Origin of the sequence: Alicyclobacillus contaminans DSM 17975, assembly GCF_000429525.1 — a bacterium.
Taxonomy (GTDB): domain Bacteria; phylum Bacillota; class Bacilli; order Alicyclobacillales; family Alicyclobacillaceae; genus Alicyclobacillus_A; species Alicyclobacillus_A contaminans.
In genome coordinates this window covers 74,305-100,604 of record NZ_AUCA01000002.1, presented here as the reverse complement: position 1 = coordinate 100,604, position 26,300 = coordinate 74,305, and the positions used below count along the sequence as shown (strand labels likewise).

28 protein-coding genes and 1 other annotated feature are annotated in these 26,300 nt (G+C 59.6%); of the genes, 2 read left to right on the top strand and 26 right to left on the bottom strand.

The features are described from left to right. Window positions 1-36: 36 nt before the first annotated feature. The 18 genes from G463_RS0101780 to G463_RS0101695 all read right to left on the bottom strand — a co-directional run bounded on the left by G463_RS0101780 (window position 37) and on the right by G463_RS0101695 (window position 14,225). Window positions 37-426: a M67 family metallopeptidase gene (locus G463_RS0101780; RefSeq protein ID WP_035485103.1), complete on the bottom strand. Its 390-nt coding sequence runs from the start codon at window positions 424-426 to the stop codon at window positions 37-39. Continuing rightward, window positions 416-1,708, bottom strand: coding sequence for a GTPase ObgE (obgE, locus tag G463_RS0101775; protein WP_026973826.1), 1,293 nt, complete (start codon window positions 1,706-1,708; stop codon window positions 416-418). Before obgE ends, G463_RS0101780 begins: the two co-directional genes overlap by 11 nt. A 14-nt stretch (window positions 1,709-1,722) precedes the next feature. Further along, a complete protein-coding gene (locus tag G463_RS21490) occupies window positions 1,723-2,214 on the bottom strand; it encodes a Spo0B domain-containing protein (RefSeq protein WP_051321796.1) in 492 nt (163 codons plus the stop codon). A gap of 89 nt (window positions 2,215-2,303) precedes the next feature. Beyond that, window positions 2,304-2,606, bottom strand: a complete 303-nt coding sequence (rpmA, locus tag G463_RS0101765) for a 50S ribosomal protein L27 (RefSeq protein WP_026973825.1) — start codon at window positions 2,604-2,606, stop codon at window positions 2,304-2,306. 6 nt (window positions 2,607-2,612) lie between these two features. After that, the gene (locus G463_RS0101760; RefSeq protein ID WP_035485101.1) at window positions 2,613-2,948 is read right to left on the bottom strand and encodes a ribosomal-processing cysteine protease Prp; all 336 of its coding nucleotides are present in this window, start codon (window positions 2,946-2,948) and stop codon (window positions 2,613-2,615) included. Between the two features lie 11 nt (window positions 2,949-2,959). Beyond that, window positions 2,960-3,271, bottom strand: a complete 312-nt coding sequence (rplU, locus tag G463_RS0101755) for a 50S ribosomal protein L21 (protein WP_026973823.1) — start codon at window positions 3,269-3,271, stop codon at window positions 2,960-2,962. A 162-nt stretch (window positions 3,272-3,433) separates the two neighbouring features. Continuing rightward, a complete protein-coding gene (locus G463_RS18140; RefSeq protein ID WP_051321795.1) occupies window positions 3,434-4,342 on the bottom strand; it encodes a M50 family metallopeptidase in 909 nt (302 codons plus the stop codon). Beyond that, window positions 4,339-5,322 (bottom strand): M23 family metallopeptidase, encoded by a 984-nt coding sequence (locus tag G463_RS21485; protein ID WP_051321794.1) that lies wholly within the window; start codon window positions 5,320-5,322, stop codon window positions 4,339-4,341. Before G463_RS21485 ends, G463_RS18140 begins: the two co-directional genes overlap by 4 nt. Before the next feature lie 112 nt (window positions 5,323-5,434). Further along, window positions 5,435-6,232: a septum site-determining protein MinD gene (gene minD / locus G463_RS0101740; RefSeq protein ID WP_026973822.1), complete on the bottom strand. Its 798-nt coding sequence runs from the start codon at window positions 6,230-6,232 to the stop codon at window positions 5,435-5,437. Window positions 6,233-6,262: 30 nt separating this feature from the next. After that, complete coding sequence (gene minC, locus G463_RS0101735) at window positions 6,263-6,964, bottom strand: septum site-determining protein MinC (RefSeq protein WP_156900045.1); 702 nt, start codon at window positions 6,962-6,964, stop codon at window positions 6,263-6,265. Between the two features lie 132 nt (window positions 6,965-7,096). Then, the gene (mreD, locus tag G463_RS0101730) at window positions 7,097-7,615 is read right to left on the bottom strand and encodes a rod shape-determining protein MreD (RefSeq protein WP_026973820.1); all 519 of its coding nucleotides are present in this window, start codon (window positions 7,613-7,615) and stop codon (window positions 7,097-7,099) included. Beyond that, complete coding sequence (gene mreC / locus G463_RS0101725) at window positions 7,612-8,469, bottom strand: rod shape-determining protein MreC (RefSeq protein ID WP_026973819.1); 858 nt, start codon at window positions 8,467-8,469, stop codon at window positions 7,612-7,614. Before mreC ends, mreD begins: the two co-directional genes overlap by 4 nt. A 100-nt stretch (window positions 8,470-8,569) precedes the next feature. Then, on the bottom strand, window positions 8,570-9,604 hold the full coding sequence (locus G463_RS0101720; protein ID WP_026973818.1) for a rod shape-determining protein: 1,035 nt from the start codon (window positions 9,602-9,604) through the stop codon (window positions 8,570-8,572). A 51-nt stretch (window positions 9,605-9,655) separates the two neighbouring features. Next, window positions 9,656-10,339, bottom strand: a complete 684-nt coding sequence (gene radC / locus G463_RS0101715) for a RadC family protein (protein WP_026973817.1) — start codon at window positions 10,337-10,339, stop codon at window positions 9,656-9,658. A 172-nt stretch (window positions 10,340-10,511) separates the two neighbouring features. Beyond that, the gene (locus G463_RS0101710) at window positions 10,512-10,751 is read right to left on the bottom strand and encodes a hypothetical protein (protein WP_026973816.1); all 240 of its coding nucleotides are present in this window, start codon (window positions 10,749-10,751) and stop codon (window positions 10,512-10,514) included. A gap of 158 nt (window positions 10,752-10,909) precedes the next feature. Further along, on the bottom strand, window positions 10,910-11,995 hold the full coding sequence (locus G463_RS0101705; RefSeq protein WP_026973815.1) for a hypothetical protein: 1,086 nt from the start codon (window positions 11,993-11,995) through the stop codon (window positions 10,910-10,912). Window positions 11,996-12,186: 191 nt separating this feature from the next. Beyond that, a complete protein-coding gene (locus tag G463_RS0101700; protein ID WP_026973814.1) occupies window positions 12,187-13,158 on the bottom strand; it encodes a resuscitation-promoting factor in 972 nt (323 codons plus the stop codon). A gap of 272 nt (window positions 13,159-13,430) precedes the next feature. Further along, window positions 13,431-14,225, bottom strand: a complete 795-nt coding sequence (locus tag G463_RS0101695; RefSeq protein ID WP_051321792.1) for a prepilin peptidase — start codon at window positions 14,223-14,225, stop codon at window positions 13,431-13,433. A gap of 172 nt (window positions 14,226-14,397) precedes the next feature. Here G463_RS0101695 and G463_RS0101690 point away from each other — a divergent pair, with 172 nt between their 5' ends. Continuing rightward, window positions 14,398-14,577, top strand: coding sequence for a hypothetical protein (locus G463_RS0101690; protein WP_156900044.1), 180 nt, complete (start codon window positions 14,398-14,400; stop codon window positions 14,575-14,577). Between the two features lie 234 nt (window positions 14,578-14,811). Here G463_RS0101690 and murC read toward each other — a convergent pair whose 3' ends face one another. The 4 genes from murC to G463_RS0101670 all read right to left on the bottom strand — a co-directional run bounded on the left by murC (window position 14,812) and on the right by G463_RS0101670 (window position 21,272). Beyond that, complete coding sequence (gene murC / locus G463_RS0101685; RefSeq protein WP_026973811.1) at window positions 14,812-16,203, bottom strand: UDP-N-acetylmuramate--L-alanine ligase; 1,392 nt, start codon at window positions 16,201-16,203, stop codon at window positions 14,812-14,814. A gap of 14 nt (window positions 16,204-16,217) precedes the next feature. After that, complete coding sequence (locus tag G463_RS0101680) at window positions 16,218-17,540, bottom strand: bifunctional folylpolyglutamate synthase/dihydrofolate synthase (RefSeq protein WP_026973810.1); 1,323 nt, start codon at window positions 17,538-17,540, stop codon at window positions 16,218-16,220. A gap of 105 nt (window positions 17,541-17,645) precedes the next feature. Beyond that, window positions 17,646-20,306 carry a valine--tRNA ligase gene (locus tag G463_RS0101675; RefSeq protein WP_035485187.1) on the bottom strand — a complete coding sequence of 887 codons (2,661 nt, stop codon included), beginning with the start codon at window positions 20,304-20,306 and terminating at the stop codon, window positions 17,646-17,648. Between the two features lie 52 nt (window positions 20,307-20,358). Further along, window positions 20,359-20,572 (bottom strand) — a binding site (T-box leader). Between the two features lie 82 nt (window positions 20,573-20,654). Continuing rightward, window positions 20,655-21,272 carry a hypothetical protein gene (locus G463_RS0101670; RefSeq protein WP_026973808.1) on the bottom strand — a complete coding sequence of 206 codons (618 nt, stop codon included), beginning with the start codon at window positions 21,270-21,272 and terminating at the stop codon, window positions 20,655-20,657. Window positions 21,273-21,307: 35 nt separating this feature from the next. Between G463_RS0101670 and G463_RS23095 the strand changes: the two genes are divergently transcribed. Then, window positions 21,308-21,469, top strand: coding sequence for a hypothetical protein (locus G463_RS23095; protein ID WP_169725401.1), 162 nt, complete (start codon window positions 21,308-21,310; stop codon window positions 21,467-21,469). A gap of 96 nt (window positions 21,470-21,565) precedes the next feature. Here G463_RS23095 and G463_RS0101660 read toward each other — a convergent pair whose 3' ends face one another. The 4 genes from G463_RS0101660 to G463_RS21480 all read right to left on the bottom strand — a co-directional run bounded on the left by G463_RS0101660 (window position 21,566) and on the right by G463_RS21480 (window position 26,300). Further along, the gene (locus G463_RS0101660; RefSeq protein ID WP_026973807.1) at window positions 21,566-22,945 is read right to left on the bottom strand and encodes a LysM peptidoglycan-binding domain-containing protein; all 1,380 of its coding nucleotides are present in this window, start codon (window positions 22,943-22,945) and stop codon (window positions 21,566-21,568) included. A 238-nt stretch (window positions 22,946-23,183) separates the two neighbouring features. Next, the gene (gene hemL / locus G463_RS0101655; RefSeq protein ID WP_026973806.1) at window positions 23,184-24,479 is read right to left on the bottom strand and encodes a glutamate-1-semialdehyde 2,1-aminomutase; all 1,296 of its coding nucleotides are present in this window, start codon (window positions 24,477-24,479) and stop codon (window positions 23,184-23,186) included. Window positions 24,480-24,522: 43 nt separating this feature from the next. Then, window positions 24,523-25,500, bottom strand: coding sequence for a porphobilinogen synthase (gene hemB / locus G463_RS0101650; RefSeq protein ID WP_026973805.1), 978 nt, complete (start codon window positions 25,498-25,500; stop codon window positions 24,523-24,525). Then, window positions 25,497-26,300 (bottom strand): uroporphyrinogen-III synthase, encoded by an 804-nt coding sequence (locus G463_RS21480; RefSeq protein ID WP_026973804.1) that lies wholly within the window; start codon window positions 26,298-26,300, stop codon window positions 25,497-25,499. The genes hemB and G463_RS21480 overlap by 4 nt, the downstream gene beginning before the upstream one ends.

The following is a 26,300-nucleotide window of genomic DNA, read 5'->3' as shown; positions in this document are numbered from 1 at the left end:
CAATTTGCCATCATTTTGTATGGGTTTTGCAAAATTTCATGAAGTTTTCTCTGGGGTCGCACCACTCCGCCGGCCGAACGTGAAGGACCACGACGATCCGATGCGATATGCGACCACGTGCCATTCTCCCCAAGCGAGCAGGCCTTCATCGCGCTTGGAAAAGCGGGCGCTTCCATCCGGATGGCTGTGAAATGTCCCCAGCGATCTCCCCCCGGCATCCACCAGTTCGTAGGACGCCCGTACCAGAGCTTCTGGAAGGGCTTCCACGCGTGTGGCCGTCGCCGTGGCGGACAAGGGCCACAACTGGACATCCTGCTTCTCGCGAACCAAGAGTCCACATGCCTCGTTGGGCAGGGATCGCTGCGCGACGTCGCGGCAGGCCTCTGCCAACGACGCCGTCCACCACGGTGGAGCCTCACTCGACAAAATCAAACTCCATATCGCCAATGCGTATGGTGTCCCCCTCTTTCGCGCCGCGCTGACGCAGCGCGTCGTCGACGCCTTTGTGCTTCAGGATGCGCTGGAACCTCACCACCGCGTCGTACTGAGCGAAATTCGTCATCGCCACCAGCTTCTCCAGTTCCGCGCTGGCCACAACAAACCGGTTGCCTTCGCGCAGAATTCGAAATGGCTCTTCCCGTTCAAATCGGTACACTTTCTTCTCAGGGGCCGCTTCGGTTTGGCTGGACAACTCGTGTTCGACTGAATGGACATCCGCCACTTGGTCCAGGGTCTCTGCAATCGCGTACAGAAGCGCCTGTACTCCTTCGCCTGTCACTCCGGAAATGGGATACACCGGCAAATCGGGATACGCCGCCCGAAACGCGGCCAGGTGCTCTTCCGCGCCAGGCACGTCCATCTTGTTTGCCGCAATCAGTTCGGGACGTGCGGACAGCCGCGGATCGTATGCTTCCAATTCGGCCCGGATCACCCGATAGTCCTCCACCGGATTGCGTCCCTCCGTCGCGGCGATATCCAGCACGTGCACAATCACCCGTGTGCGTTCCACATGGCGTAAAAATTCATGCCCCAGTCCGTGGCCCGCGTGCGCGCCTTCAATCAATCCAGGCAGGTCGGCGAGGACAAAGCTTCGCTCCTCGTCCACGCGAACAACGCCCAGTTCCGGCGTCAATGTGGTGAAATGGTACGCACCCACCTTGGGCCGCGCGGCAGACACCGCGGAGAGCAGCGTCGACTTGCCGACACTCGGGAACCCCACGAGTCCGACGTCGGCCAGCACCTTCAGTTCGAGCAACAGATTTCGCTCTTCGCCCGGCTCCCCTTTCTCCGCCATATCCGGAGCCTTGTTGGCCTCGGTCGCGAAACGTGTGTTGCCGCGCCCGCCGCGCCCGCCATGTGCCACAATCAAGCGCTGTCCTTCCCGGGTCAAGTCTCCGAGAAACTCGCCTGTATCCGCGTCGCGAACGACCGTTCCAGGAGGAACCTTCACCACCAGATCCGGTGCGCTTTTTCCGTGTTGATTTTTGGTCTTGCCATGCTCACCCCGCTCGGCCTTGAAGTGACGTTGATAGCGAAAGTCAATCAGCGTTCGCAGTCCACCATCCACCACGAACACGACATCGCCACCGCGGCCGCCGTCACCGCCTGCGGGACCGCCCAGGGGTACGAATTTTTCCCGACGATAGGAGACAATCCCGTTGCCCCCGTCGCCGCCTTTCACGTAAATCTTCGCCTGATCGACAAACACGCCGTTCGACTCCTTCAGAATTCCCTCGCCGCGTCCTTCAGCCACACGGCGGACAATTGGATTGACGTTCTCTGCACCGTACTTACATTGTCCCACAGATTCCGCAATTCTTCTCCCATATGCAGCTCAATCTGCAGCTTCCGGTCGTCCTGACGGCCCGTACAAACCACGCGGATGACACCGAGTCCCGCATCTTGCGCCGCTTCGTTCACTGTACGTGCGAGATCGCACAATTCGCCCACTTCCTCGGTGGACCAGTCGGATATCGGTGTATCGAACCGCCATCGCACCGCGGGACATTGCACCAATGTCCACAACAGCGGCGACGGAGTAATTGCGTGGATGCTGGACAGGCTCTGCAGCCAGTTCACCAGTTTGTCCACCGCCCCGAGCGCCCGATCTGGTTTTCCCAATTGTATGTAGGCCTTCACCAGCTGCAGGTCGTTCAGAATATCGTGTCGATGCCGACGCAGCGCATCCTCCGGCCGCACGGAAACCGGGTCCATGTTCGCCCTCCTAAAGAAAAAGCCCGGCGTCACCGCCAGGCCTCATGCTTGTCACTGCGGACGGCATCTCGCCACCCGCGCATCGCTGCTCACGCTTCGACGGGCGCCGCCGTTTCCACCGCGTACACGCTCACGCGTTTGCGATTCCGACCGTACCTTTCAAACTTCACCCGGCCGTCAATCAACGCGTACAGAGTGTCATCCTTGCCAATCCCGACGTTGTTACCCGGGTGGATTTTCGTGCCGCGTTGGCGCACAATGATGGACCCGCAGTTGACGTGCTGTCCGTCGGAACGCTTCACACCAAGGCGCTTCGACTCACTGTCGCGGCCGTTCCGGGTGCTGGACACACCCTTCTTATGCGCAAACCGTTGCAGGTTCAGCTTCAACATGTTCGTTCACTCCTTCAATCTGTAGGACTGCGTCTTCACAACCACGTACTCCGGGTATTGCTCCGCAACTTGCCGGAGTCCAAATTCCATGCTGCGCAGCAGCAACTGGACGCCGTCGTTCGCCAATTGTGGCTGGGGCACCTCGATGACAAACGGATCATCCGCGTCGGATGCTTCCAACGCCACGCCCAACAGCGCTTCGCAGCTGTTCACCGCATTGTAGAGCAGGATGCTCACCGCCGAACACACAATATCTGCCCCCGGCTCCGCGTACTCCGCGTGGCCGGTCGCATGCACTCGGCGAATGACATCGCCGTCCACGAATACTTCAACCAAAATCACCGCGGCAACCCTTACGCTTCGATGGATTCAATCTTCAGCTTGGTGTACGGTTGACGGTGACCCTGCTTTTTGTGATAATTCTTCTTCGCCTTGTACTTGAACACAACAATCTTTTTAGCTTTGCCGTGTTCCACGACGGTCGCGGTGACCTTGGCGCCGGCAATCGTCGGCGTTCCCACGTTCACGCCATTGTCCCCACTGACCAAGAACACCTTGTCCAGAGTGACCGCCGCACCGACTTCTGCGTTCAACTTCTCCACGGTAATGACGTCGCCCTGGGCAACTTTGTACTGCTTGCCGCCCGTTTCAACAATTGCGTACATGTTCGTCTCGCTCCCTGACCTAGACTCGCTGTTCAAGGCACTCGAATTTCCGAGATTTCGAGCCTCAAACCAAGCGGTTGAAGTGCATCACAAAGACAGTTGCCCATCCTTGAGACATACAACCTGTATGCTACCACGATGGCGGAAAAAACTCAATACCGGTCAACGCTCGCGGTGCAGCCACGCCTCCATTTTGACCAGGTATTCGCCTGCAAACACCGCGTCAATCAGTTCGTCTTCTTCCACCACCGCCCGGACGACGCCCTCTTCGTCGCGGATGTACACCATATGGTAGCGATCCGGCGCAAACTGCCGAACCACGTCACGGACGGTCGCGGTCGCCGGAACGGCCAACGCGCGCACCGGCTCTGGGCTCGGTCCCGCTTTCCGCTTCGCGTCCAAAAAGCGAATGGTGTCCATACCGGTATCTCTCCGTCCGACGAAGGCGGACGTCAACAGAAACAAGCCCAGAATCACCATGCCGAGGTGAGGATAGCCCACCCACAAGGACAGTGCACCCGCACACAGCAATACCACCGCAATCCAGATGGCCACTTGGTACGCCTCCCGCGTCGCCTGCTCGTAGCCAATCGTCCGACTTCTGGCAGCCCGCAGCACGCGTCCGCCGTCCAGGGGCAAGCCAGGCAACAGGTTGAAAACGACAATCCACAGATTCAATTCCACCACCTGAATGTAGAACGCGTGCGTCCACCATCCCAATGCGTGCATTCCAAACGCCAGCGCACTGAGCGCCACATTGACCAACGGGCCGGCCACGGCAATCAGCGCCTCGTGCCGCGGTCGAAAGCCCAGCGAACCGTACCCCAGCTTGGCCACGCCGCCGAAGGGCAGCAACGACACTTCCTCCACCACATATCCCAGGTGATCCGCCATCGCCGCGTGCCCGAGTTCATGCAGCATCACCAACAAAAACAGCAACATAACTTCCCGCCACATTCCGAATGCGGCCGCCGCTGCGAACAGCAGCAAAAAAAACGGGTGGATCCGAATCCGCCCCGTTGCCAGCCCGCGCGCACGGCCCAGGGCGAGCCAGTGCAGCCGTTGTCTCATGCGTTCTCGCCGGAGAACACAATGACGTCGTGTGGATTTTCGTAGTGACCGTCGCGCTGCAGGGCGAAGCGCAGCTGCGGATGCGCGGTATTGGACAAACGCCCGATGGCCTCACCCACACTCACCGCCTGGCCCGAACTGACGGACACCGTTCCCAGACCGCCGTATGTGGTGATCCCAATGCCACCATGATCAATGACCACCGTATAGTTTCCTTTGCCCCCGGACACCGACGTGACCGTGCCTGCCCCGGCGGCGAGCACCGGTTCATTGGCCGTTCCTGTGATGATCATCTCTGGATGCGAAGCGCTGTAGTCCGTGGCAATTTGCCCGACCAACGGCACATGCAGTTGAATGGCGCCCGCGCGACTCAGGATGGGCACGGACACATGCACGCGTGCTAGGACGGACTCCAACAGTGGAAGCGCCCGTCCAGAGTAGTCCGTGGCGAAGGCGAATCGATACGCGCTCTGCAACGTCTGCGACAGCGGTGTATCCGGAACCCGATTCGCATAGACGCCCGCCGCCACCAACACGGCGGCCGCCACCGCCTGCAGCAGCCAGGTGCCGCCGCCAACGGACGATGTTCCGCTCGAACTTCCGCCGGAGCCAGACTGCCAACGTCCGTTCTGCTGAGCCACGAACCGCTTCCGTTGGCCTCCGCCAAATGCCCGCTGCCATGCGTGCCGATCTATCTGTTTCAGGGTTCCATCATCGTCGGAAAATCCATAGGGAGAAACGGACTCGCTCAACCACCGCGCCGATGAGGTATTTCTGTCCGGCGACTTCGAGATGGCCTGTGCGGACGCCTCAGCGCTCGCGGCCTGAACGCCTTCTGAAAGGTGCAAAAGTCCCGGATTGGCACCGGACGCATTGTCCTCCTTCGGCGCATCGTCCCATTCATAGTTCGACGGAGGCGTCCTCCGCAGGCTCCCCTGCATCGCCTTGAAAACTCGCTTGCTGCGTCCAAACCGAGCCATCTCCATCCCCCTTTGCAGTGACCATGTCACTACAAGGTATGCGCGGTGGGGACAAGTATGACGAACGCCGGACAAACTGAACCTCGTCAGATTGCCCGGCGCCTACGGAGACTTATCGCTTGCCGCCCATCAACCGCCTCACCCGGGACCAAAACCCGGGCTGGTCATCCAATGGCATCAGCGGAACCGAGTCACCCAGGATTCTCCGGGCGATGTTTCGATACGCCATCGCCGCCTTGGTGTCCGGCCGCATCACGGTGGGCTCGCCTTTGATATTGTTCTTGATCACCACTTCGTCGTCCGGTACCACGCCGAGGAGATCAATCGCCAGAACCTGCACGATTTCGTCGACGTCCAACATGTCTCCTTCTTTGACCATTCGGGGCCGAATCCGGTTGATGACCAACTTGGGGGACTGCAGATCTTCCTGTTCCAGCAAACCAATGACGCGATCCGCATCGCGCACGGAGGCCGTTTCCGGCGTGGTCACCACAATCGCCTGATCCGCCCCCGCCACGGCCACCCGAAACCCGTGCTCAATGCCCGCCGGACAGTCGATGAATACGAAGTCGAACTGCGCTTTCAAATTCTGTACAATCTTCCGCACAGCGCCTGGCTGCAACGCGGTTTTATCTTTCGTCTGAGATGCCGGCAACACCATGAGCCGTTCGAATCGTTTGTCTTTGATGAGCGCTTGCTCCAGTCGGCACTCGCCGTTCGCGACATCCACAATATCGTAGATGATTCGGTTCTCAAGACCCATGACCACATCGAGGTTTCTCAACCCGATGTCCGCGTCAATAAGACATACGCTTTTCCCCAACAACGCCAACGCCGTACCGATATTCGCGGTCGACGTGGTCTTTCCTACACCGCCTTTACCCGATGTAACCACGATGGCGGTCCCCATGGCGCTCCCCCCAAATGCCTTGCTCAGCTGTCAATGACCGACCTTCTTCGGCCGGATGGCAAACAGGTACTGCAACTTGTCCACGGCCATGCCCTCTTCGCACAGGTAGGCGAACTCCATAAACGCGCTCTGCGCTTGACCCCTGGCCTCCGGAACGCGCGTCAGCGTTCCGGCAATCCGCAATTGCATCGGCGAAAACTCCGCCGCCGCGATGATGGATTGGGTGTTGCCGCGAACCCCGGCGTGCGCAATCCCCCGCAGTCGTCCGAACACAAAAATATCCCCTGTCGCGGCAATTTCGCCGCCAGGATTCACGTCACCGACCACCACCACGTCTCCATCGTAATACACCTGTTGGCCCGCTCGCACCGTACCGCGATGGATGTACTGCGGCCGCGCGTTCCGCTGCGGCTTGGCAAACAACGCCTGCCTCGCCATGGTACGAGAACTCCATTCTCTTATTGTGAAATTTTCCTTCTGTAAGAATAACCGCATGAGTTCAATGTTTTGCTCCGGTGTCATTTCTCGCTGGCCGTAGTCCACGGACACGTTGATCTGTGGCCCGGACAATAACGGTGACGGGTTGTCAAACAACAATTCCTGCAGAAATGCCCGCAGCACTTCATGTGCGCACTGTTCGTCGAGAAGAAACAGCAGCCCGTCATTGACGCCTTTCACCGACACCGGTGGCCTGACTTCCGGTCTCTGAGTTGCATTGTCTAAGACGGCCAATCCGGCTCCCTCCAGCAACACGTACGTCCGTGTCTCAGTTCGCGTCAAATCAACGCCCGGCAAACAATATTCGCTGCATCGGCGCCCATTTCCTGCACCAATGATGAAAAATTCCCCAGTCTGGGGGATGTCTCAGATCATGTCCGAGTCCGACTCTCGATACCGTTTCTGACCTCTGTCCACGAGCGTCCGCATCGCCAGCGGATAGAGAAACAGCAGCAGCACGCCGTTTATTACCATCTGTTCCAGGGCGAAGGAGAGGACCGCATGCGCCGAATACGCTGTGATATCAAACAATCGGGTCAGTCCGTAGGACAGCCAGTTCTGCACGAAGGTGCAGACCACCGTCACCAACATCGTCAGAGGCACATTTCTCTGCATGAACTGGGCGACCACAGCGGCTGCGAAATAGCCAATCAAGCCGTAGACAAACGCGTTCAATCCAAGAAAGGACCCGTAATCCACGTCTTGAATAAACCCAACAACGACACCGAGCACCAGGGCGACCCGCGCTCCGCGAGTGACCGCTGTCAGGACGAGCAGGACCAGTACAAAATTCGGTTGGATCAGGCGAATCGGCGGTACCTGAAACAACGTGGACTGAATAATTAAACCCAGCCACAGGAACAGAAACGCGATCACATTCTTCATGGCGTGGATCCCGACTGCTGCCGTATCACGAAGACCTCCTGCAGATAATCCAGGTCGGCTGCCGGCGTCACGATGGCCGATTGCGTCAGCCCCTGCAAACCCGGGATGACCTTCGTGACCGTCCCCACCACCAGGTCAGGCGGAAAAATGGTGCTCAGCCCGGATGTCACCACGGTTTGCCCCGGCTTCACCTGTTCCACGGGAGACAGGAAGGACAGCTCCAATTTTCCGCTGACCGTGCTCGATCCCGTGATCATGCCGAACGGCGGTGTACTCGATCCGTTCAGCACCTTGGCCGATACGCCATCCCCGGCGCGGGTGTCGGTCACCAACATCACCTTCGAGCTCAAGGTCGCGGCGGCAGTCACCCGCCCGACCAAGCTGCCGTCCGCAGCAATGACAGCCATGTCCTCTTTCACCCCATCGCGCGTTCCCGCATCAATCACCAGTTCGTTGCTCCAGGTGGAAGGATTGCGGGCAATCACATGGGCCGGTACGAGATTCATGCTGACGTGCTGCTGTTTGAATCCGAGCATCTGGCTGTACCGCTGATTCTGTTGTTCCACCTCCTGGAGCTTCGCGTTCAGGGCGCTGTAATCTTTCATTTCCGCCTTCAGTTGAGCATTCTCAACATACATTTCGTGCAAACTGTGAATGCCCCCGATGAACGCAGTGAGCTGACTGACCGGCCGGTAAATCCAACTGCCAACCGTGTTCTCCACGTCCATTACCACTTTTTCCGGCCAGCTGACATGCTGATCCCGCCCTCGAATGGTCAGCCCAGCAATGACAATCAGCAAGATAAAACTCGCCAGCACTATGAACAAGCGTCGATTCGTGATCAGTCGGGACACCCGCATCCCACTTCCCTTTCCGGCTACATTGCCAAATCAGCCAAGCATCACCAATCCGCTTCACAACTCGAGCGGGACGCCCCGCTCGACCACCGCTGTTTCACGCCCGACTCTGCGTTTTGCGCGCCGCGGCGTGCCGCCGACGGTAGACGTCGTAATTGTCGAGCGCTTTGCCGGTGCCAATCGCCACGCAATCCAGCGGGTTCTCCGCCACAATCACCGGCATGCCCGTCTCGTTGCTCAGCAGTTGATCCAGATTTCGCAGCAGCGCGCCGCCGCCGGTGAGCACAATCCCGCGGTCCATAATGTCCGCCGCCAATTCCGGCGGAGACTTCTCCAACGTTACCTTGACGGCATCGACGATGGCACCAACCGTGTCCGTGAGCGCTTCGCTGATTTCTCCCGAACTGATGGAAAACGTCTTGGGCAGGCCCGTGACGAGGTCCCGTCCGCGAATGTCCATCGTTTCGTTCTCCGCAGACTTCATGGCGCTGCCAATGGTCGTCTTGATTTCCTCGGCTGTGCGTTCCCCAATCATCAGGTTGTACTGCTTCTTTATGTACTGAATGATGGCCTCGTCAATCTCGTCGCCCGCGACGCGAATCGACCGGCTGGTCACAATGCCGCCGAGGGAAATGATAGCCACTTCCGTCGTCCCGCCGCCGATGTCCACCACCATGCTGCCAGTGGGTTCTCCCACGGGCAGGCCGGCGCCAATCGCAGCCGCCATGGGTTCCTCAATGGTCTGAGCGTGCTTCGCGCCCGCCTCGACCGCCGCATCCTCGACAGCCCGCTTCTCCACGGCCGTGATGCCGGAGGGCACGCTGATCATCACGCGCGGTTTGCCGGACCACGCCGACTTGGTCTTCATCGCTTGGCGGATAAAGTACCGAAGCATGGTGGCCGTGGTTTGAAAATCCGCAATCACGCCATCCTTCATCGGCCGAACCGCAACAATGTTGCCCGGCGTACGGCCAATCATCTGTTTGGCCTGTTCTCCGACGGCTTCAATGGCCCCCGTATCGGTACGGATCGCGACCACCGAAGGTTCACGCACCACAATGCCCTTGCCTTTCACGTAAACCAAGGTATTCGCGGTCCCCAGATCAACACCCATGTCTCTCGCCGAAAACATATTGCCTTCTCCTCTCTGATTCTAGTCCAGCGGAACTGCCCCCCGCAAACATTAACAGAGCCCCCGTGCCTTGAGGCTCACGTATTGTCCATCGCCGACCACAATATGGTCGAGCACATCAATTCCAAGCAGCTTTCCGGCTTCTGAAAGCCTTCGCGTCACTGCTATATCCTCCGAACTCGGCGTGGGATCCCCACTCGGATGGTTGTGCACACAAAGAATGGCGGACGCACTCTTCTTGATGGCTGACTTGAAGATTTCTCGGGGATGGACGATGGAAGCGTCGAGGCTCCCAATCGATACAGTTTCCTCACCGAGTATACAATGCTTGGTGTCCAAATGGAGAATAACAAAATGTTCCTTTTTCAAATACCTCAATCGATCCATCACCCAGTCCGCCGCGTCATCCGCGCAGCGGATCTGCGTCCGCTTGCCTGCGGGTCTGCGAACAATCCGCCGACCCATTTCGATGGCGGCTGCAATTTGCAACGCCTTCGCCAAACCAATTCCAGGAATGTCCACCAACTCTTCGATGGTCGTATCCATCAGGCCAATCAATCCATTGGTTCGGGTCAACACCCTGCCCGCCAGTTCCAATACCGACGTGTGCCGGGTACCGGCCTGCAGGATGACAGCCAGCAATTCATCGTCGCGGAGAGCGCCAGGCCCATGGGCCAGCAATCTTTCCCGAGGCGCCTGCTGCGCCTTAATCAGCGCGGACGTCCGTGGATGCATAGGGGTCCCCTCCTCACGTGTGACCCCGGCCATGAACCGGTGTCTTCTTACAAGGTAGATGGGAACCGAATCCGCGACAACTTCCATGGACATAAAACGCATCGCACACAAAACCCATCGAACGCAAAACCCTTCGCATCCGCACCCCGGCCCCGGACCCGCCCCCAACCGGTTACTTCCATTTGCGTTGCACAAAATATCCCGCAACAGCCCCGGCCAGTGTCAACCAGTTGACGCGAAGGAACAGGTCGAGGGAGAACTTCACCACACCGAGGTCCGCGCTGGGATTCCACCGAACCGATGTCTCCCGCCCGAAGACGGGAAACTGGTGCGCCAACAACTGTCCAGCCAATGTACCGATGACGGCACCCACGAACAGAAACCCGATGGTGCGCCATACCCTACCGCGCATTCAGGATACTCCTTTTCAAGAATACAAGTATCTCTGAGGCATTCGACACATCTCGGTCCAGTCCTGCCGCAAGTTGTCGACAAACGGTGAACAAACTGGAATCATATCTAGCTTACCCAAGTCGACTGCCACAATATGTGAAGGTTGGCAACCGTGATTTACGCCGTTCCGTGCAGGGAGGCCAACTGTTCGTAAGCCATCAACAAGTGTTGCTCCAACGACGCACTATCGTGCTTTTGGTACGCGGTCACAGCCTGACTCACGTGGTTGGCCAAGCTGGTCAATTGGGCACCATTCCCTGTGACCTCAAGTACATCCGGACTGGGCCGAAGCGCCTCTGCGGCGTGGTAGGCCGCCATGGCGTCCTGACTCGCACCCCCGTCCGCCGCGACTGCGGTCAGTGCGGTCAGCGCACTGACTTCCGCGGAAAGCCAGTGTGAGATCTGATTCAAGGAGCCAACGTGAGCTCCTGCCAGCGCGGGCCGGTCCCTCACGGCGAGGTTCATCGCCACCGGGCTGGCCGACACCCCGAGCGACTTTGCCTGCGCTGCCGTTCGCGCCATGTGGTCGGACCTGAGTGCAGCATCGAGCCATAGCACGTAGCGTCCGTGGACTTGCGCCACCACAGCTGGCACCCCATGCTGCTTCAAACTCTCCGATGCTTTCTCCACCTCCGCCTGAGACGCGAACGCATTGGATTGCAACAACTGCACCCGGACGGCCGGAACCACGAACGAGGGAGTGTTTGAGCTCGCGATGACGGTTGGCTGCGCCGTTCCCGACGGCTGCGTTGTCGAAGCATTGGAAACGGGACCCATTTGGTGGAAGAGGATCATGCAAAGACATCCCAAAAAGAGTCCAACCAAACAGCCGAACTGAAACGTGTCCCGCCATCGCCGTTTGCGCCGGACCACAAACCCCTTGACAGGGGTTTTGCGTCGACCGTTCGTCCGAACACCGCGAAGGTTCGCTTCCGCTCTGCCCGCAGGCTCCAGCAAGTCTTCTATGGAATGCGTGATGGCTGCCCCCAACCGTTCCAACACATCGTTTCGTTGAGGTTGCTCTGCAGCGGTGGACGATGCATCGGCTTCCCTCTCCAAATGCGGGTTCGCCGTTCGCTCCGAGCTGGTCACGGCCTTGGAAGCATCGCCCACAGTCCATTGCTTGTCCCCCACCCGTACGGTAAGTACGGGGGATTCCGCAGAGACTTGACGTGCGGCATTTTCTGCGTTCAGTCGGTTCATCAACCCGTCTCCTTCCGTACGGTGTGCATCACTCCTGGTACCTTCAATCTATGAGTTTGTGGCCAAAACTATGATGAGCCTGAGAGGGATCATCAAAGGGAAGGGCCGCACCTTCACCGGTGCGGCCCTTCCCGCTTTCTGGCATGTCACTTCATTTGGTAATGACAACCCTTGAACCGTCCGTCACTTTCTCACTGCACTACATACACAGTAATGGTCCGCACACCCCATGCGGATGCCTGCGCTTCGCTGCTCACGCAGATATCGATACGGTTCCCGACAATTGCAGAGCCAGTGTCGGCCGCCCGCACCATCCCGATACCGGGGATGTACAACCGGGTGCCGAGCGGTATCACGCGCGGATCTACTGCAACCACTCCGGGCTGTGCCGCAGCTCCGCTGGCCGTACGCCCTCCTGCGGCATAGGCTGTGGCGACCACCGTGATGTCCCTCGTCGAAATCAGGCCTTCCGCACCGCGCGCCGAGAGTCGCGATGGGTGCGGCCGTGTGCCAACTTCGACCACCTCGTTCACAGCGGGTCGCACGACGGACTTGCGAACAACTTGGCTGACTTTGTGACCATTGACGTAGACGCTTGTTGTCTGAATCTGCATGGACCCTTTCACACCATGCGTCAGCACGCGCTGTTCACCTTGATACAACTGATCAGTACGCTGGCGTATGGTCTGAAACGGTATGTCTTGCGTCTTGACGGATACCTGTTTGTCAGTTCGGGTCACACGAACCGTCATTCCGTCGGTCAGTGCAGCAGTTGCAGGCACGTTCAACCGGTCTTGGCCGCGAACCGTGACGCCCTGTTCGCGCAGCAAATCCGCCACCGTTTTTGCAAACGTGTCCACTTGCGCTGAATGCTCACCATCCACCAGCGTCACGGTAACCGGATGCGTGATGACAACCGTCATCCCGTCTTTCACCGGCACCGTCAAACTTGGGGACACCCGGTCTGCTGTGGCTACAGTAATGTGATGTCCCGCCAAAAATGCACCCAGGTTCCCTGTTGTGAACCCGCGAATCACCTTGCGCTGTCCATTGTCTTGTACTGTGACGGTCTTGTATGCAGTGGACGCTGTGGCGGCTGTCCCTCCGAACACCGCCGCCGCTGCAGCTGACACGTACAGTACTTTCGACTTAGGAATACGCACTCCATCACCTCTCTTCAAAAATCGGAGAGAAACAGGAGCGTTTCAAGGGTCGTTGTTCAAAGGACAGTATATCGATTCGTAACGCGGGATGCAATCGCGAACGACATCGACGTTTGTCAGGGTGTGTCGTGTGTGTTCAAGATTCGATGCAGCGCGCCCCTCCGTTGATGTCTTTGACCCAAAGTATATGATGGCTCACCTCATCACATGCCGAAACATCCCGCCACCTGCCGCGGCAGGATTCGCCTGCACAAGCACACGGGTTGCTCGGCTCACCCGAAGGGCGTGACGAGGCCCACATACCATCGCGTGATCTCGGAGCCGTACACGGCCACCGTGATGGCGCCCATCGCAATAAACGGGCCGAACGGAATCGGTTCGCGTTTGGAAACACGCCGAAGCACTCTCAGAAATACGCCGATGCACGTGCCGTACAGCGCAGCCAGTACCAGTGATTCAAGGCCGCCGACCGCCCCGAGCATCGCGCCGATGGACAGGAACAACTTGACATCGCCAAGCCCCATTTGCCCTCGCGCAAATAGGTGTATCAAAAACATGCCCCCGCCGCAGACAAGCGCGCCGACGAACGCCCACCACCAGCCCTGTATCCGCAGTGCCCCTGAAGCAATCAGCATCAGAACGGCGCCAGGGAGCGTCAGCACGTCGGGAATGCGCATGGACGACGCATCGGTCGCCACCGATGCCATCAGCAGTAACCAAAACGCCCCCCAAGCCAGCATCTGCGGCCAATCACCGAGCGGCAGTCGCAAATACGTGGCGGCAAACAAACACCCCGTGGTCAGTTCTATCAAGGGATACCACAGCGAGATCGGTGCGCTGCACGTGCGGCACCGTCCCCGCAGCATCAACCATGAAAACACCGGAACCAACTCAAACCACCGAAGCCGGCGTTGGCACACCGGGCAATGCGATCCCGGCCGGACGAGCGACTCCCCGCGCGGCAGCCGATAACCCACCACATTCAAGAACGATCCGAACACCAAACCATACACAAACACAAAGCAGAGCACCAGTCCATCCACCACCGACGGAAGCTGTGTGTGCATACCTTCCCCCCTGTCACTCCATGCTCATTCGGCGCACGCGCGACAGATCCTCTCGCCTTCCGACAAAACAATGCAGGATTTGACAAAATACATTGTGCCTGTGCAGGAATTTATGCTATGTTGGACATGCAGGTGACCCACTGCAATGGCGGATGACAAGGGAGGAAGCACCATGCAATCTCTGTTTCGCACGGTTGTGATTGCGGGACTGTGCGTTGTCCTGTTCATCGTCGCAATGGTGTTCCTTACGTTTCTTTTGAAACTGGCGGCCGTCGTCGCCCTGCTGGCGTTTGCGTACTATTGGATTCACCGAGCGATTTCGGAACGGTCCTCGCGGGGGCGCTGGAGATAAATCCATTGCGGCCCCTGTTTTGCTTTCGTCTCGCATGTCCAGCAAGAATCGTCCCCTTTGCACAGAGTTGAATTGAGTCTCCACCCCGTGTGAAGAACGCTGTAGAAAGTCCACGCCAGTACCGAAGATTCACCGATGAGTGCAAAATGAACGGGCTGTCCCTCTGTGAACCCACAGTGGGACAGCCCTTTTGGATTCTGCGAACCGCAGACATGGGCCGATATTCGCAATGACTCACACGTACGCTTTCTCAGTCCGCCCCTGCAGCGCGTCCCCTAATCGATACGCGACTTGCCAGATATCTCCTGCCCCCATGGTCAGTACCAAATCACCGCTGCGCACGTGGTCCAACAGATACTCGAATACCTCGTCCTTGGTGCGCAGGAAACGGGCATGCGGGTTGCTGTGCACCCGAATCTGCTCCACCAGACGCTCCGCCGAAACCCCTTCAATTTGCTGTTCTCCGGCCGGGGAATAGATGTCCGCGATGATGACCTCATCCGCTCCCGAAAACGCTCGGGCAAACGCGTCGAACAAAAAGTATGTGCGCGTGTAGCGCTGTGGTTGAAACACCGCCAGAATTCGCCGTCCCGTCGACTTTGCCGCCTCAATCGTCGCGCTGATCTCCGTCGGATGATGCGCATAATCATCAATGACCAGGACACCGTTCGCCTCCGCAATCACCTGAAAGCGCCGTTTGGCACCGTGGAACTCCGCAAGCGCCAGCGCAATCTGCGGGAACGTCGCCCCGGCTTCCCGCAGCACCGCAATGGCGGCGAGTGCGTTCAACACGTTGTGCACGCCCGGCAGAGACAGCCGCAATTCACCGAGACGCTCGCCGCGGTAGTAGACCTCGGCACGGCTGCCGCGGTCCACCAACGTTACATTTTTCGCCACGTAGTCCGCGTCCGTCTCCACCGCATACGTTGCAATGCGGCATACCGCATGCTTTCGAATCTCGCGCAAATGCTCATCGTGCGCGCAGATCACGCACAGCCCATCCGCGGGAATCTGTCCAATAAACTGTGCGTACGCCCGTTTCAGATTCTCGAAGTCGCCGCCGTAATGCTCCAAATGATCCGCTTCAATATTTGTGATCACCGCGATTTGCGGTCGATAGTGCAAAAACGATCCGTCACTCTCATCTGCTTCCGCAACCACATAGCGCCCGCCGCCCGCTTTGGCGTTGTCCCCGATGTTGCTGACCACGCCACCGATGACAAACGTCGGGTCGAGGCCGCAGCGCTCCATCGCGTAGGCAATCATGGAGGTTGTGGTGGTTTTCCCGTGCGCCCCCGTCACCGCCACACCGACGCGTTCAGCCATCAGCCGTGCCAACATCTCCGAACGGTGGATGACGGGAATATTTCGTGCCCTCGCCTCCTGCAGTTCGACGTTATCAGAGCTGAGCGCCGTGCTGTAGACCACCAGGTCCGCACCCTCCACCTGTTCTGGAGCGTGCCCGTGATAGACTTTCGCGCCGCGTTCCGTCAAACGCTGAGTCAAGTCCTGAGACGAGACATCCGAGCCCGAAACCTGATAGCCCATATCGAGCATCACTCGGGCAATGGCACTCATGCCGTATCCACCAATCCCCACGAAATGCACGTGCTGGGAGCGATTCACGCGCCTCACCGTCCTCACATCATAAATTCTTCCGATTGATGAATAGCCTTCCTCGCTTCGTACACGGTATACAGCGATCCGAAACAGCTCACCGGGCCCCCCGCCGCCACCGCCGCCTGTATGGCCTCGGCGACGGTCGGTATGACCTGCACCGCTACGTCCTTCCGCACCTCCGTGACAGCAGTGGCCAGCTGCCAAGGGGATGAAGCTCGTGGCGAAGCGGGGGCCGTGACAATTACCCGCGCGGCCAACGGCAGCGCTTGCTGCAGCATGGACCGCGCATCCTTGTCGTTCAGCACCCCAATGACCATGGTCCAGGCATCGCGAGGAATGCCATGGACTGTCGAAAACTGCTGCAACGATTGTACCATGCGAACAACGCCTGCGGCATTGTGTGCGCCATCCAAAATCACGTCCACACCATTTTCACGGAACCATTCCAAGCGTCCGGGCCAGCGTGTTTGCGCCATGGCGCGCCGCAGTTCAGAGATTGCCGCGGGCCTCCAACCGAGTTCGCCACAGGCCAATTCATACATCGCCAGCGCGACGGCGGCGTTCTCCACCTGATGCAGGCCATGGAGCCCGAGGGAGATCTCGTGCCAATCGTGCATCAGACCTCGATAATGCAGTTTCGGCGGCCAGCCCGAAGGCCCAGTGGAGATACCCGCATACTGTTGGCCATGCACGAACAAGGGAGAACCGGTGTCGGCGGCCACACGCTGGATGACATCCAGCGCCTGTCCTGACGCCGCGGTCACCATCGGAACTCCGGGCTTGCAGATGCCCGCTTTCTCCCAGGCAATCTTGCGAACCGTGTCGCCGAGAATTTCCATATGATCCAGGCTGACGTTCGTAATCCCCGTGACCACCGGCGTCACCACGTTGGTGGAATCGTACCGACCGCCCATGCCCGTCTCCCAGACAACCACATCCACCTGGCGCAACGAGAAATACAGAATCGCCATGACCGTCAGGACTTCGAATTCCGTCAGCGGTTCCGCACCGTTGACCGCTTCGTCCGCCGCCTTCACGCGGGCGGCGAGCTCCGCAAACGTACTGTCGTCCATCGCCTCCCCGTTCACCACGAAGCGCCCGCGATAACCATCGAACGAGGGCGAGGTGAATGTGCCCACGCTGTGGTCTATCGAGAATAAGGACGTGAGAAACGCACAGACCGACCCCTTGCCGTTCGTGCCGGCGACGTGCACAAATCTCAGATTGTGTTCCGGGCATCCGAGCGCGCCCAGCACCGCGCGGGTGCGCTCCAACCCCGGATGAATCCCGAACCGTTTCCGCGATTGAAGCCATTCCAATATGTTCACTGTCTCTACCGTCATAATGTATTCTCCCCACCGTGCTGCGGTCACTCACCGCCGAAACCGCCGGCCGCCGGACGCTACGTACGCGCGCGCCCAGCCGGCCCGATAGCTACGCGACGATGCTCATTCCCCTAGCGAGGCCAGTCGTTCTTGCACCGCTGCCAGTTTCGAACGATAATCGGCCGCTTTCTCGCGTTCCGCGACCACCACGTCCGCCGGCGCCTTGGCTACAAATTGAGCATTCCCCAATTTTTTCTCCACTCTGTCCACTTCGGCCTGCAGGCGTGCCACCTCTTTGCGCAGCCGCTCACGCTCCACGGCAAGGTCCACCAGGTCGGCCAACGGCAAGAACAACTCCGCCTGGCTCACCACCGCAGACATGGCCGGGTCCGGAACGTCAATCGTCTCTCGGCCAATGACCAGCGACTGCAAGTGGCAGAACCGCATCAGATAATGTCGGGTTTGCTCGAACAATTGAACGGTATCGTCATCCGCAGCTCGCACGACCATCGCAATCGGTTTGCTCGGCGCCACATTCAGTTCGGATCGAATATTGCGGACGGCGCGAATGCTTTCCATCACCACCCCGATTTGCCGGACCGCCTCCGGACGGTGCCATCCCGGATTCGCCTGCGGCCATTCCGCGACAATGAGCGCGTCGCCGGAAACCGGCAGCGACTGCCAAATTTCCTCCGTGACAAACGGGATGAACGGATGCAACATGCGGAGCAGTGCATCGAGCACGTGAACCAACACCGCGCGCGTCTGAGCTTTGCGGGATTCATCCTCGCCGTACAGACTGAGTTTCGAAAACTCAATGTACCAATCGCAGAAGTCATCCCACGCGAAATCGTACAGGACGCGTCCCGCTTCGCCGAAGTCATACCGTTCCAGATGCTCGGTGGCCGCGGTGATGGTCTCGTTCAACCGGTGCAGAATCCACAGGTCCGCGATGTCCATCGCTTCCATTTGAAGCGGCGGAAGTTTCGTGCCGTCCGGCAGGTTCATCAGCACAAACCGGGCTGCGTTCCACACCTTGTTGATGAAGTTCCGCGAAGACTCCACCTTTTCCCAGTAGAACCGTTGATCATTACCCGGCGAGGTGCCCGTGGCCAAGGTGAAGCGCAGCGCGTCCGCGCCATACTTCTCAATCACCTCGCGCGGATCCACCCCGTTGCCGAGGCTCTTGGACATTTTGCGACCGTCCGACGCGCGAATCAGGCCGTGGACCACCACTTCCCGGAACGGCATCTGCCCGGTGAACTCGAGCCCCGTGAACACCATGCGCGCCACCCAGAAGAAAAGGATGTCGTAACCGGTCACGAGCGCGTTTGTGGGATAGTACCGGGCCATGTCTTCCGTCGCTTCCGGCCAGCCCATCGTGGAGAACGGCCACAACCCGGACGAAAACCAGGTGTCCAGGACATCTTCGTCCTGGGTGAGGGTGGTCGATCCGCACTTCGAACAGGCGTCCGGCGTATCCATAGCCACCGTGATGGCGCCGCAATCCGCACAGTACCACGCGGGGATGCGATGTCCCCACCAGAGCTGGCGGGAGATGCACCAATCTCGGACATTTTCCAGCCAGTGCAGGAACACCTTCTCAAAGCGGTCGGGCACGAAACGCAGTTCCTTGCGCAGCACGGCCTCTCGCGCCGGCTTCGCCAACGGTTCCATGCGCACGAACCACTGGTCGGACAGATACGGTTCCACCACCGTGTCGCAACGACTGCAGTGGCCCACCGCGTGCGTCAACGTCTCTTCGGAGACCAGCGCCCCCTCCGCCGCCAATGCGTCGACCACCGCCCGCCGCGCCTCTTCCCGGGTCATCCCCTGGAATCGCCCAGCCAGTTCGTTCAACAGACCATCGGCGTTGATGCACTGCGGCATCGGCAGATTGTGGCGCAATCCCACTTCGAAATCGTTCGGATCGTGCGCAGGAGTGATTTTCACACAACCGGTTCCGAATTCCGGTTCCACATACGTATCCGCAATCACCGGAATGGTTTTATCCGTCAGAGGCAGTTTCAAGGCCTTTCCAACCGCGGCGCGATACCGTTCATCGTCCGGATGGACCGCGACCGCCACGTCCGCGAACATGGTTTCCGGGCGCGTGGTCGCCACCGTGATGGCGCCGCTGCCGTCGGCGAACGGATATCGGACATGGTACAGCTTAGCCTCCACATCCACGTGTTCCACTTCGATATCGGACAACGCCGTGGCGCAGCGAGGGCACCAGTTGATGATGCGGTTGCCGCGGTAAATCAGCCCTTTGTTGTAGAGGTCCACAAACACCTTGCGCACGGCGCGCGACAGCCCTTCGTCCAGCGTGAACCGTTCACGCGACCAATCGCAGGAGGAACCGAGCGCGCGAATCTGCTTGGTGATCTCCTTTTGGTACTTTTGCTTCCATTCCCACACTTTCTCCAGGAACGGTTCACGGCCGAGTTGGTGGCGCGTGACCCCCTGCTCCTCCTGCAAGTGCTTCTCCACGCGGGCCTGTGTCGCAATCCCTGCGTGGTCGGTGCCCGGCAGAAACAGCGTGTCATATCCCGACAGTCGCTTGTAACGAATGATGGCGTCCTGCAATGTGTTGTCCCAGGCGTGGCCCAGGTGCAGCATGCCCGTGACATTCGGCGGCGGCATCACAATCGAAAATGCCGGCTTGCCCGGCCGATGACCCGCCTCGAAGTATCCGGACTGCTCCCAGAACGCGTAAATCCGCTGCTCCACAGCCGCGGGATCGTACACAGTCGGTAAATGCTTTGGCTCCGTGATTGCCATGATCCATACCTCCCAAATGTTCACAGCCTGAAAATTGAAAAGCCTCTCCGTCCCTCAGGACGGAAAGGCTCATTTCCGCGGTACCACCTGAATTTTGCGCCGCACATCGTTCGACGCAACGCTCTCGCCATTGATAACGGAATGACCCGGTCTTTCGACAGCTCCAAGACGACGTTCAGGCGATTCGCTGAGACGGCTTCCAGCCGATGGCCATCCTCTCTGGTCAGCAAAATCCTCGCCCTACTCCTTCTTTTCCTCGCGCTATCCGATGTTTCTTCGATGCTGGATCAACTGTAGTACCATGATACAAAAGAATTTCACGCTGTCAAGTGTGGCCGGCGCCCGCCGTCACCGTTTTTTCTTCCGCCGCTTCTTGCTGTGCACCCGCTTTCTCGGCGGCGCGTCCGCCGCCTGTTCCTGACGTCGCTTGGCTTCAATCTCCGCCCGTTTACGGTCTGACCAGCGCGACAGGCGCAGATACACGTACGCGAGGACAACCCCCAACAGCAGCGGTATAACAAGCTCCTGCAAAATAAAGAGCGGCAACAAGTGGTGCGCAGCGTACAAGGCCACCGTGTTCCATTCGAATCCGAACGCCAGTGCGGCGCTGACCACATACATGACGACCACCGCCACAATGGCGTTGGCCAACGTGCGCTCTTTGGCGCGGGGAACGATGATGTACACGATGATCATCACAGCCAACGGCAATCCGCTGAATAAAGGATAATGAATGATGCCCTTCAACAGCAGCTGCAGAGCGGCGATGGCCAGGGTGGCCCCGCCAATCAGTCGCCAATACCAGCCATTCCAAACGCCTTTGCTCGTGGTGTACTCGGTCATGACAGCCTCCATGCTCCAAATCGTCACGTTCCATCTTAACAGACCGCGCACGGGTTTGTCATGGCCCGTCCCCACTTCGACCGACGAATGCAGTTGAACCAGTCCGCGCTCGCGCATATACATACCGTAGCCGCGCTCCACAAAGGAGGCAGAGAGCTGTGGGATTCTTCTACGCACTCGCCCGATTCGTCAAAGTGATGCTCGCTTTGGCCATCTTTTTGCTTTTTCTCCGAGCGATTCTGTGGCCGAGCGCACTGGATTTGTTCGTGTTGCTGCTGCTGTTCATCGTGTTCGTTGCCATGTTCCTCGGCGCCCCATGAGACGCGGTCCGCCGTTCACACCGCCGTCCTCTGGTGAACGACGCCAAAATGACGAAGGACACTGCGTTTCGCAGTGTCCTCTTGAGGTTAGCCCGTTCAACGGTTGAAGACCGCTGTGGTATTGGGAATACGCAGCGGCTGGCCGGGATAGACGCGATCATCCGTGAGGCGATTCACACGCTGCAGGTCGGATTTGGAGCAGCCCAGGCGTTCGACGACCGACTCCAGCGTTTCTTCCTCCATAACAATCGCGAACCGCAGTGTGTAGAAAGCCTCTGGGCCGTTGAAGTCTACGAACGACCAGAGATCTTTGTCCACGGTGCTCGCGTCTTGCTCCGTCACGTGCTCCTCAAGCGCTTTTGCCTGCTCGGAACGGACGCTCGACGTCTCCTCGTCCCACGCGGTCGCGGGCCCCAGATCACTGCCGACCCGGACCGTCGGCGCCTCATCCAGCGACAGCTCCGCTTCATCCGCCCGGAACTGTCCCGCGACCGACCACGGCGATGGATGGACCGGTTGCGCACTCGGTTCGACGGCCAGTTCTTCCGCGTTCAGCTGGTGTTCGAATTCGTACTCGACCGTGGGCGAAACCGGTGACGATGACGGTTTTCGAGTTTCGCCGTCGCCCTCGTCCGGACCATCGATGGCTTGATCCAGCGCGCGCAGCTCCTCGCGAGCGACCTCGGCCGCCTCCTCACCGGTCGGCGCCGGAGGCTCGGACGGTTGGTCTGCATCCGCTTCCGGGAGACCATGGCCCCCTCGCGCCAAGCTGAGTTCGTCCGCCTTGGCCCGGACCTCGGCGTCCAGCGGTTCCTGCCGCGGACGGCTTTCCTCGTCGTCCGCCTTCTCGTCCGCGGTGGGACCGCGCGTCCACGCGAACTCGGCAGCTTCCGAATGCGGATGCGGATCGGACGTACTTTGCTCCACATCCGACGCGGCTGCGGTAACCACTTCATCCGGTGCCCGGTCCACCGCGTCGTAGGAGTGATTCCAGTCTGGACTGAAGAAAAGATTCCCGTTTTCCTGCGCACCGCACTGGAAGTGATAGCCCTGACTGCCGTTCAACCCGGACACAGTCAGTTCCGCGGCCAGTCGAATCCAGCCTGAGCCGACCACGTCCACCTGCCATTCCGCAATCCGGCTGGTGACGTTGACAATTCCCCGCGCTTGCGCCTTCACCGGTACGCGCAGCGTGAACGGCATTCGATGATGAATGTGCTTCGCATACTGGTCTCCGCTCGCGTTGACCGACAGCGTATCCTCTCCGGGCGAGGATGCTCCTTTCGCGGGACGCGTCAGGTAACCTGCGAAGACAATGGCGCCTTCGAGAACATAGGCGTCCCCGACGCGGTCGAATGACGTGACCTCGGTGGCGACGGTCGCGTCTTCCAGGGTGTCTCCTTCCCATACGGTGTCCATGAAAATCTCCTGATCCACAGATAACTGGATCAATGGAGCTTTCTCCGATTGGGTCATGCGTTCCCTCCTCCTCACGCCGTGATGCGCTGGCGCGAACATGAGGCCGCCAGCGCCGCCAACTCTGCTCGACGTCTCACTGTATGACTGTATGCCCGGGCAAATTCCAATATGTCCGGCTGCCAGGCGGCGCAAAAGCACGACGCGTGACGAGGTCACGAGGACCGTCCATCCATGAAAAAAGGCACCGCTCGCGCGGTACCCCTTTTCTCCATCCAACGCCATTTGAATGCTCCGCTCAACGCGTCATTGCCCGAAATACGTCCTGTATGGCGCTCACGGTTTGGTCCAACTCCACCTGTCCATGGACGGCCGAGAGAAATCCAGATTCCAATTGAGACGGCGCAAACGCCACGCCGCGCTCCAACATCAGGTGGAAGAATTGCGCATAACGGGCGCTGTCGCACTGGCTGGCTACACGATAGTTGACGATGGGCCCTTCGTGGAAAAACAATCCGAACATCCCGCCGATGGCCACACCGGACACTGGAATCCCGGCGCGCTTCCCCTCTGCGACGAACGCGTCGACCAACCGCTCTCCGTACGCCTGCAGCCCATCGTAGAGTCCTGCGGCGGACCGCTCGCGAAGCATTTCCAGCGATGCAATCCCCGCCGCCATCGCCAATGGATTGCCGGACAGCGTACCCGCTTGGTACACCGGTCCATCCGGTGCAACCAAAGCCATGATATCCCGCCGGCCGCCGTACGCGCCCACGGGCATACCGGCGCCAATCACTTTGCCCATGGTCGTCAGATCCGGAGTGATGCCGAACCGTTCCTGGGCGCCCCCCAACGCCACGCGGAACCCGGTCATCACCTCATCGAAGATGAGGAGTGCACCTTGCTGTTGAGTCAACCGCCGCAGTGCCTCGAGAAAGCCCGGCTGAGGTGGCACGCACCCCATGTTTCCAGCAACGGGCTCCACAATGACCGCGGCAATCTCCGCCCCCCTGTCCTGGAACAGTTGTTCCGCCGCCTCGATGTCGTTGTACGGCAGCGTCAACGTGGCCGCGGCCGTCTGGGCGGTCACGCCGGGGCTGTCGGGCAACCCAAACGTCGCCACGCCGGAACCAGCCTTGACGAGGAGGCTGTCCGAATGGCCGTGATAGCAGCCTTCAAACTTCACGATGCACGGACGCTGGGTGTACGCCCGAGCCAAGCGCAGCGCGCTCATGGTGGCCTCGGTGCCGCTGTTCACCATCCGCACGACTTCCACCGACGGAACCAGCTCCACCACCAGTTCCGCCATCCGCGTCTCCAATTCGGTGGGCACGCCGAAACTCGTACCTTTCTGAGCTGCGGCAACAACTGCATCCACAATCTTCGGATGCGCGTGTCCCCACATCAACGGCCCCCAAGATAACAGATAATCAATATAGCGATTCCCATCGATGTCGTACAGGTACGGCCCCTCTCCGCGATCTGCGAAAAACGGCGTGCCCCCCACCGCCCGGAAGGCTCGCACAGGGCTGTTGACTCCACCTGGCATGACCCGACGGGCCGCTGCGAATGCCGCCTCCGACCGCTCGTTCATGAGATCACCTCTCTGTGGCTTGTCCACTGGGTATGCTCCTCGTTCAATGGCGCTCCGCGTACCAGCGCGCCGCATCCTTGGCATGGTACGTGATGACGATATCCGCACCGGCCCGTTTGAACGAAGTCAGCATCTCTGTCACAATCGCCCGCTCGTCAATCCAGCCGTTGGCGGCAGCGGCTTTGACCATGCTGTATTCCGCGCTGACGTTGTAAGTGACCACCGGCAGCGAGAACGCCGAACGCAGCGTCTTGGTCACATCCAGGTACGACAGCGCCGGCTTCACCATCAGCATGTCCGCGCCTTCCGCGATGTCCGCAGCCGCTTCCCGCACCGCTTCCCGCACGTTGGCCGGATCCATCTGATACGTCCTGCGGTCACCGAACGCCGGTGCCGAATGGGCGGCTTCTCGAAACGGACCGTAGAACGCTGAGGCGTATTTCACGGCATAGGAAAGAATGACCACATCATGCAAGCCATGTTCTTCCAGCGCGTCGTGAATCGCCTGAATGCGGCCGTCCATCATGTCGGACGGAGCCACCGCGTCCGCGCCGGCCAGTGCGTGGGACAAGGCTGTCTTCGCAATCAGGGCGCGGCTTTCATCATTGACAATCCGACCGTCACGAACAACTCCGCAATGCCCGTACGGATTGTACTGGCACAGGCAGACGTCTGTCATCACCACCAAGTCGGGATTCTCTGCCTTGGCGGCACGAATCGCCTGTTGGACAATCCCGTCGTCGGCGTACGCGCTGGTGCTCAATTCATCCTTCTCCGCCGGCAAACCGAACAGGATGATGCCGGGAATGCCGAGTTCCGAAATTTCCACAACCTCGCGGCGGAACTCGTCCAGCCCGTAATGGAAAACCCCCGGCATGGCCGAGATTTCCTCTTTTCCTTGCAGTCCCTCCTGCACGAACACGGGTAATACCAAATCGTCGATGCTCCACGCGTGTTCGCGCACGAGCGCGCGCATGCCGCTGGATTGACGAAGCTTGCGGTGTCTTGCAAAGTTACTCACGATGACTCCCCCTCTGTTTCCTTACACGTGAATGAACGTTGCCAGCAATCTGCGATGGTCTCGACGAACGCCTCGTCATCCGGTTGAGTGGATACACACCAGACGGGCAGACCGCCGGCCGCCAGAGCGGCCGCAGTGGTCTTGCCCACTGCGGCCAGGCGGACCTGTGCGCTCACCGCCTCCACCATCGGCTGACGCCGCCAACTGGCCACCGCGGAAGGACTGTAAAACATCAGGACATGAATCCGATCGACCGCCTCCATCCAACGCTTCCACGCCGCTCGGTCGACCGCCCGCTCCACCGTGTTGTAGCAGACGAGCGGATGCACCGAATGCCCCCGTGCGGACAGTTCCTCCGCGAATTCGGAGCGGGCTCTCTGTCCGCACGGCCACAGCAGACGCGAGGGCACCGTCAACTTGTCTCCCAGCCACGCCCCGAATGCTTCCGCCGAGGCGTCGGGGGCCACCTCCACCGCGTTCATGCCTATCTCTGCTGCGGCGCGCGCCGTGGCGCGGCCCACGGCAAAACACCTCAGGGAGGTCGGCACCGACCGCCCCGCCGCCCGGCAGTTCTGTTCAAATCCGCGGACCCCGTTGGCCGATGTGAAAGTCACCGCATCGTACTGGTCCACGCTGGCCAATCGCGCGTGCGCATCCGGTAAAACCACGGTTTGAATCTCCGTCAGCGGCATCCAGTCCACAGTAAACCCGAAATTGGCGGCCGCGCTCAGCAGGGGCCGAGAGGGCGCACGCGGTCGGGTGACCAGCAGATGGAGGGAACGCTCGCCGCCCGAAGTCAT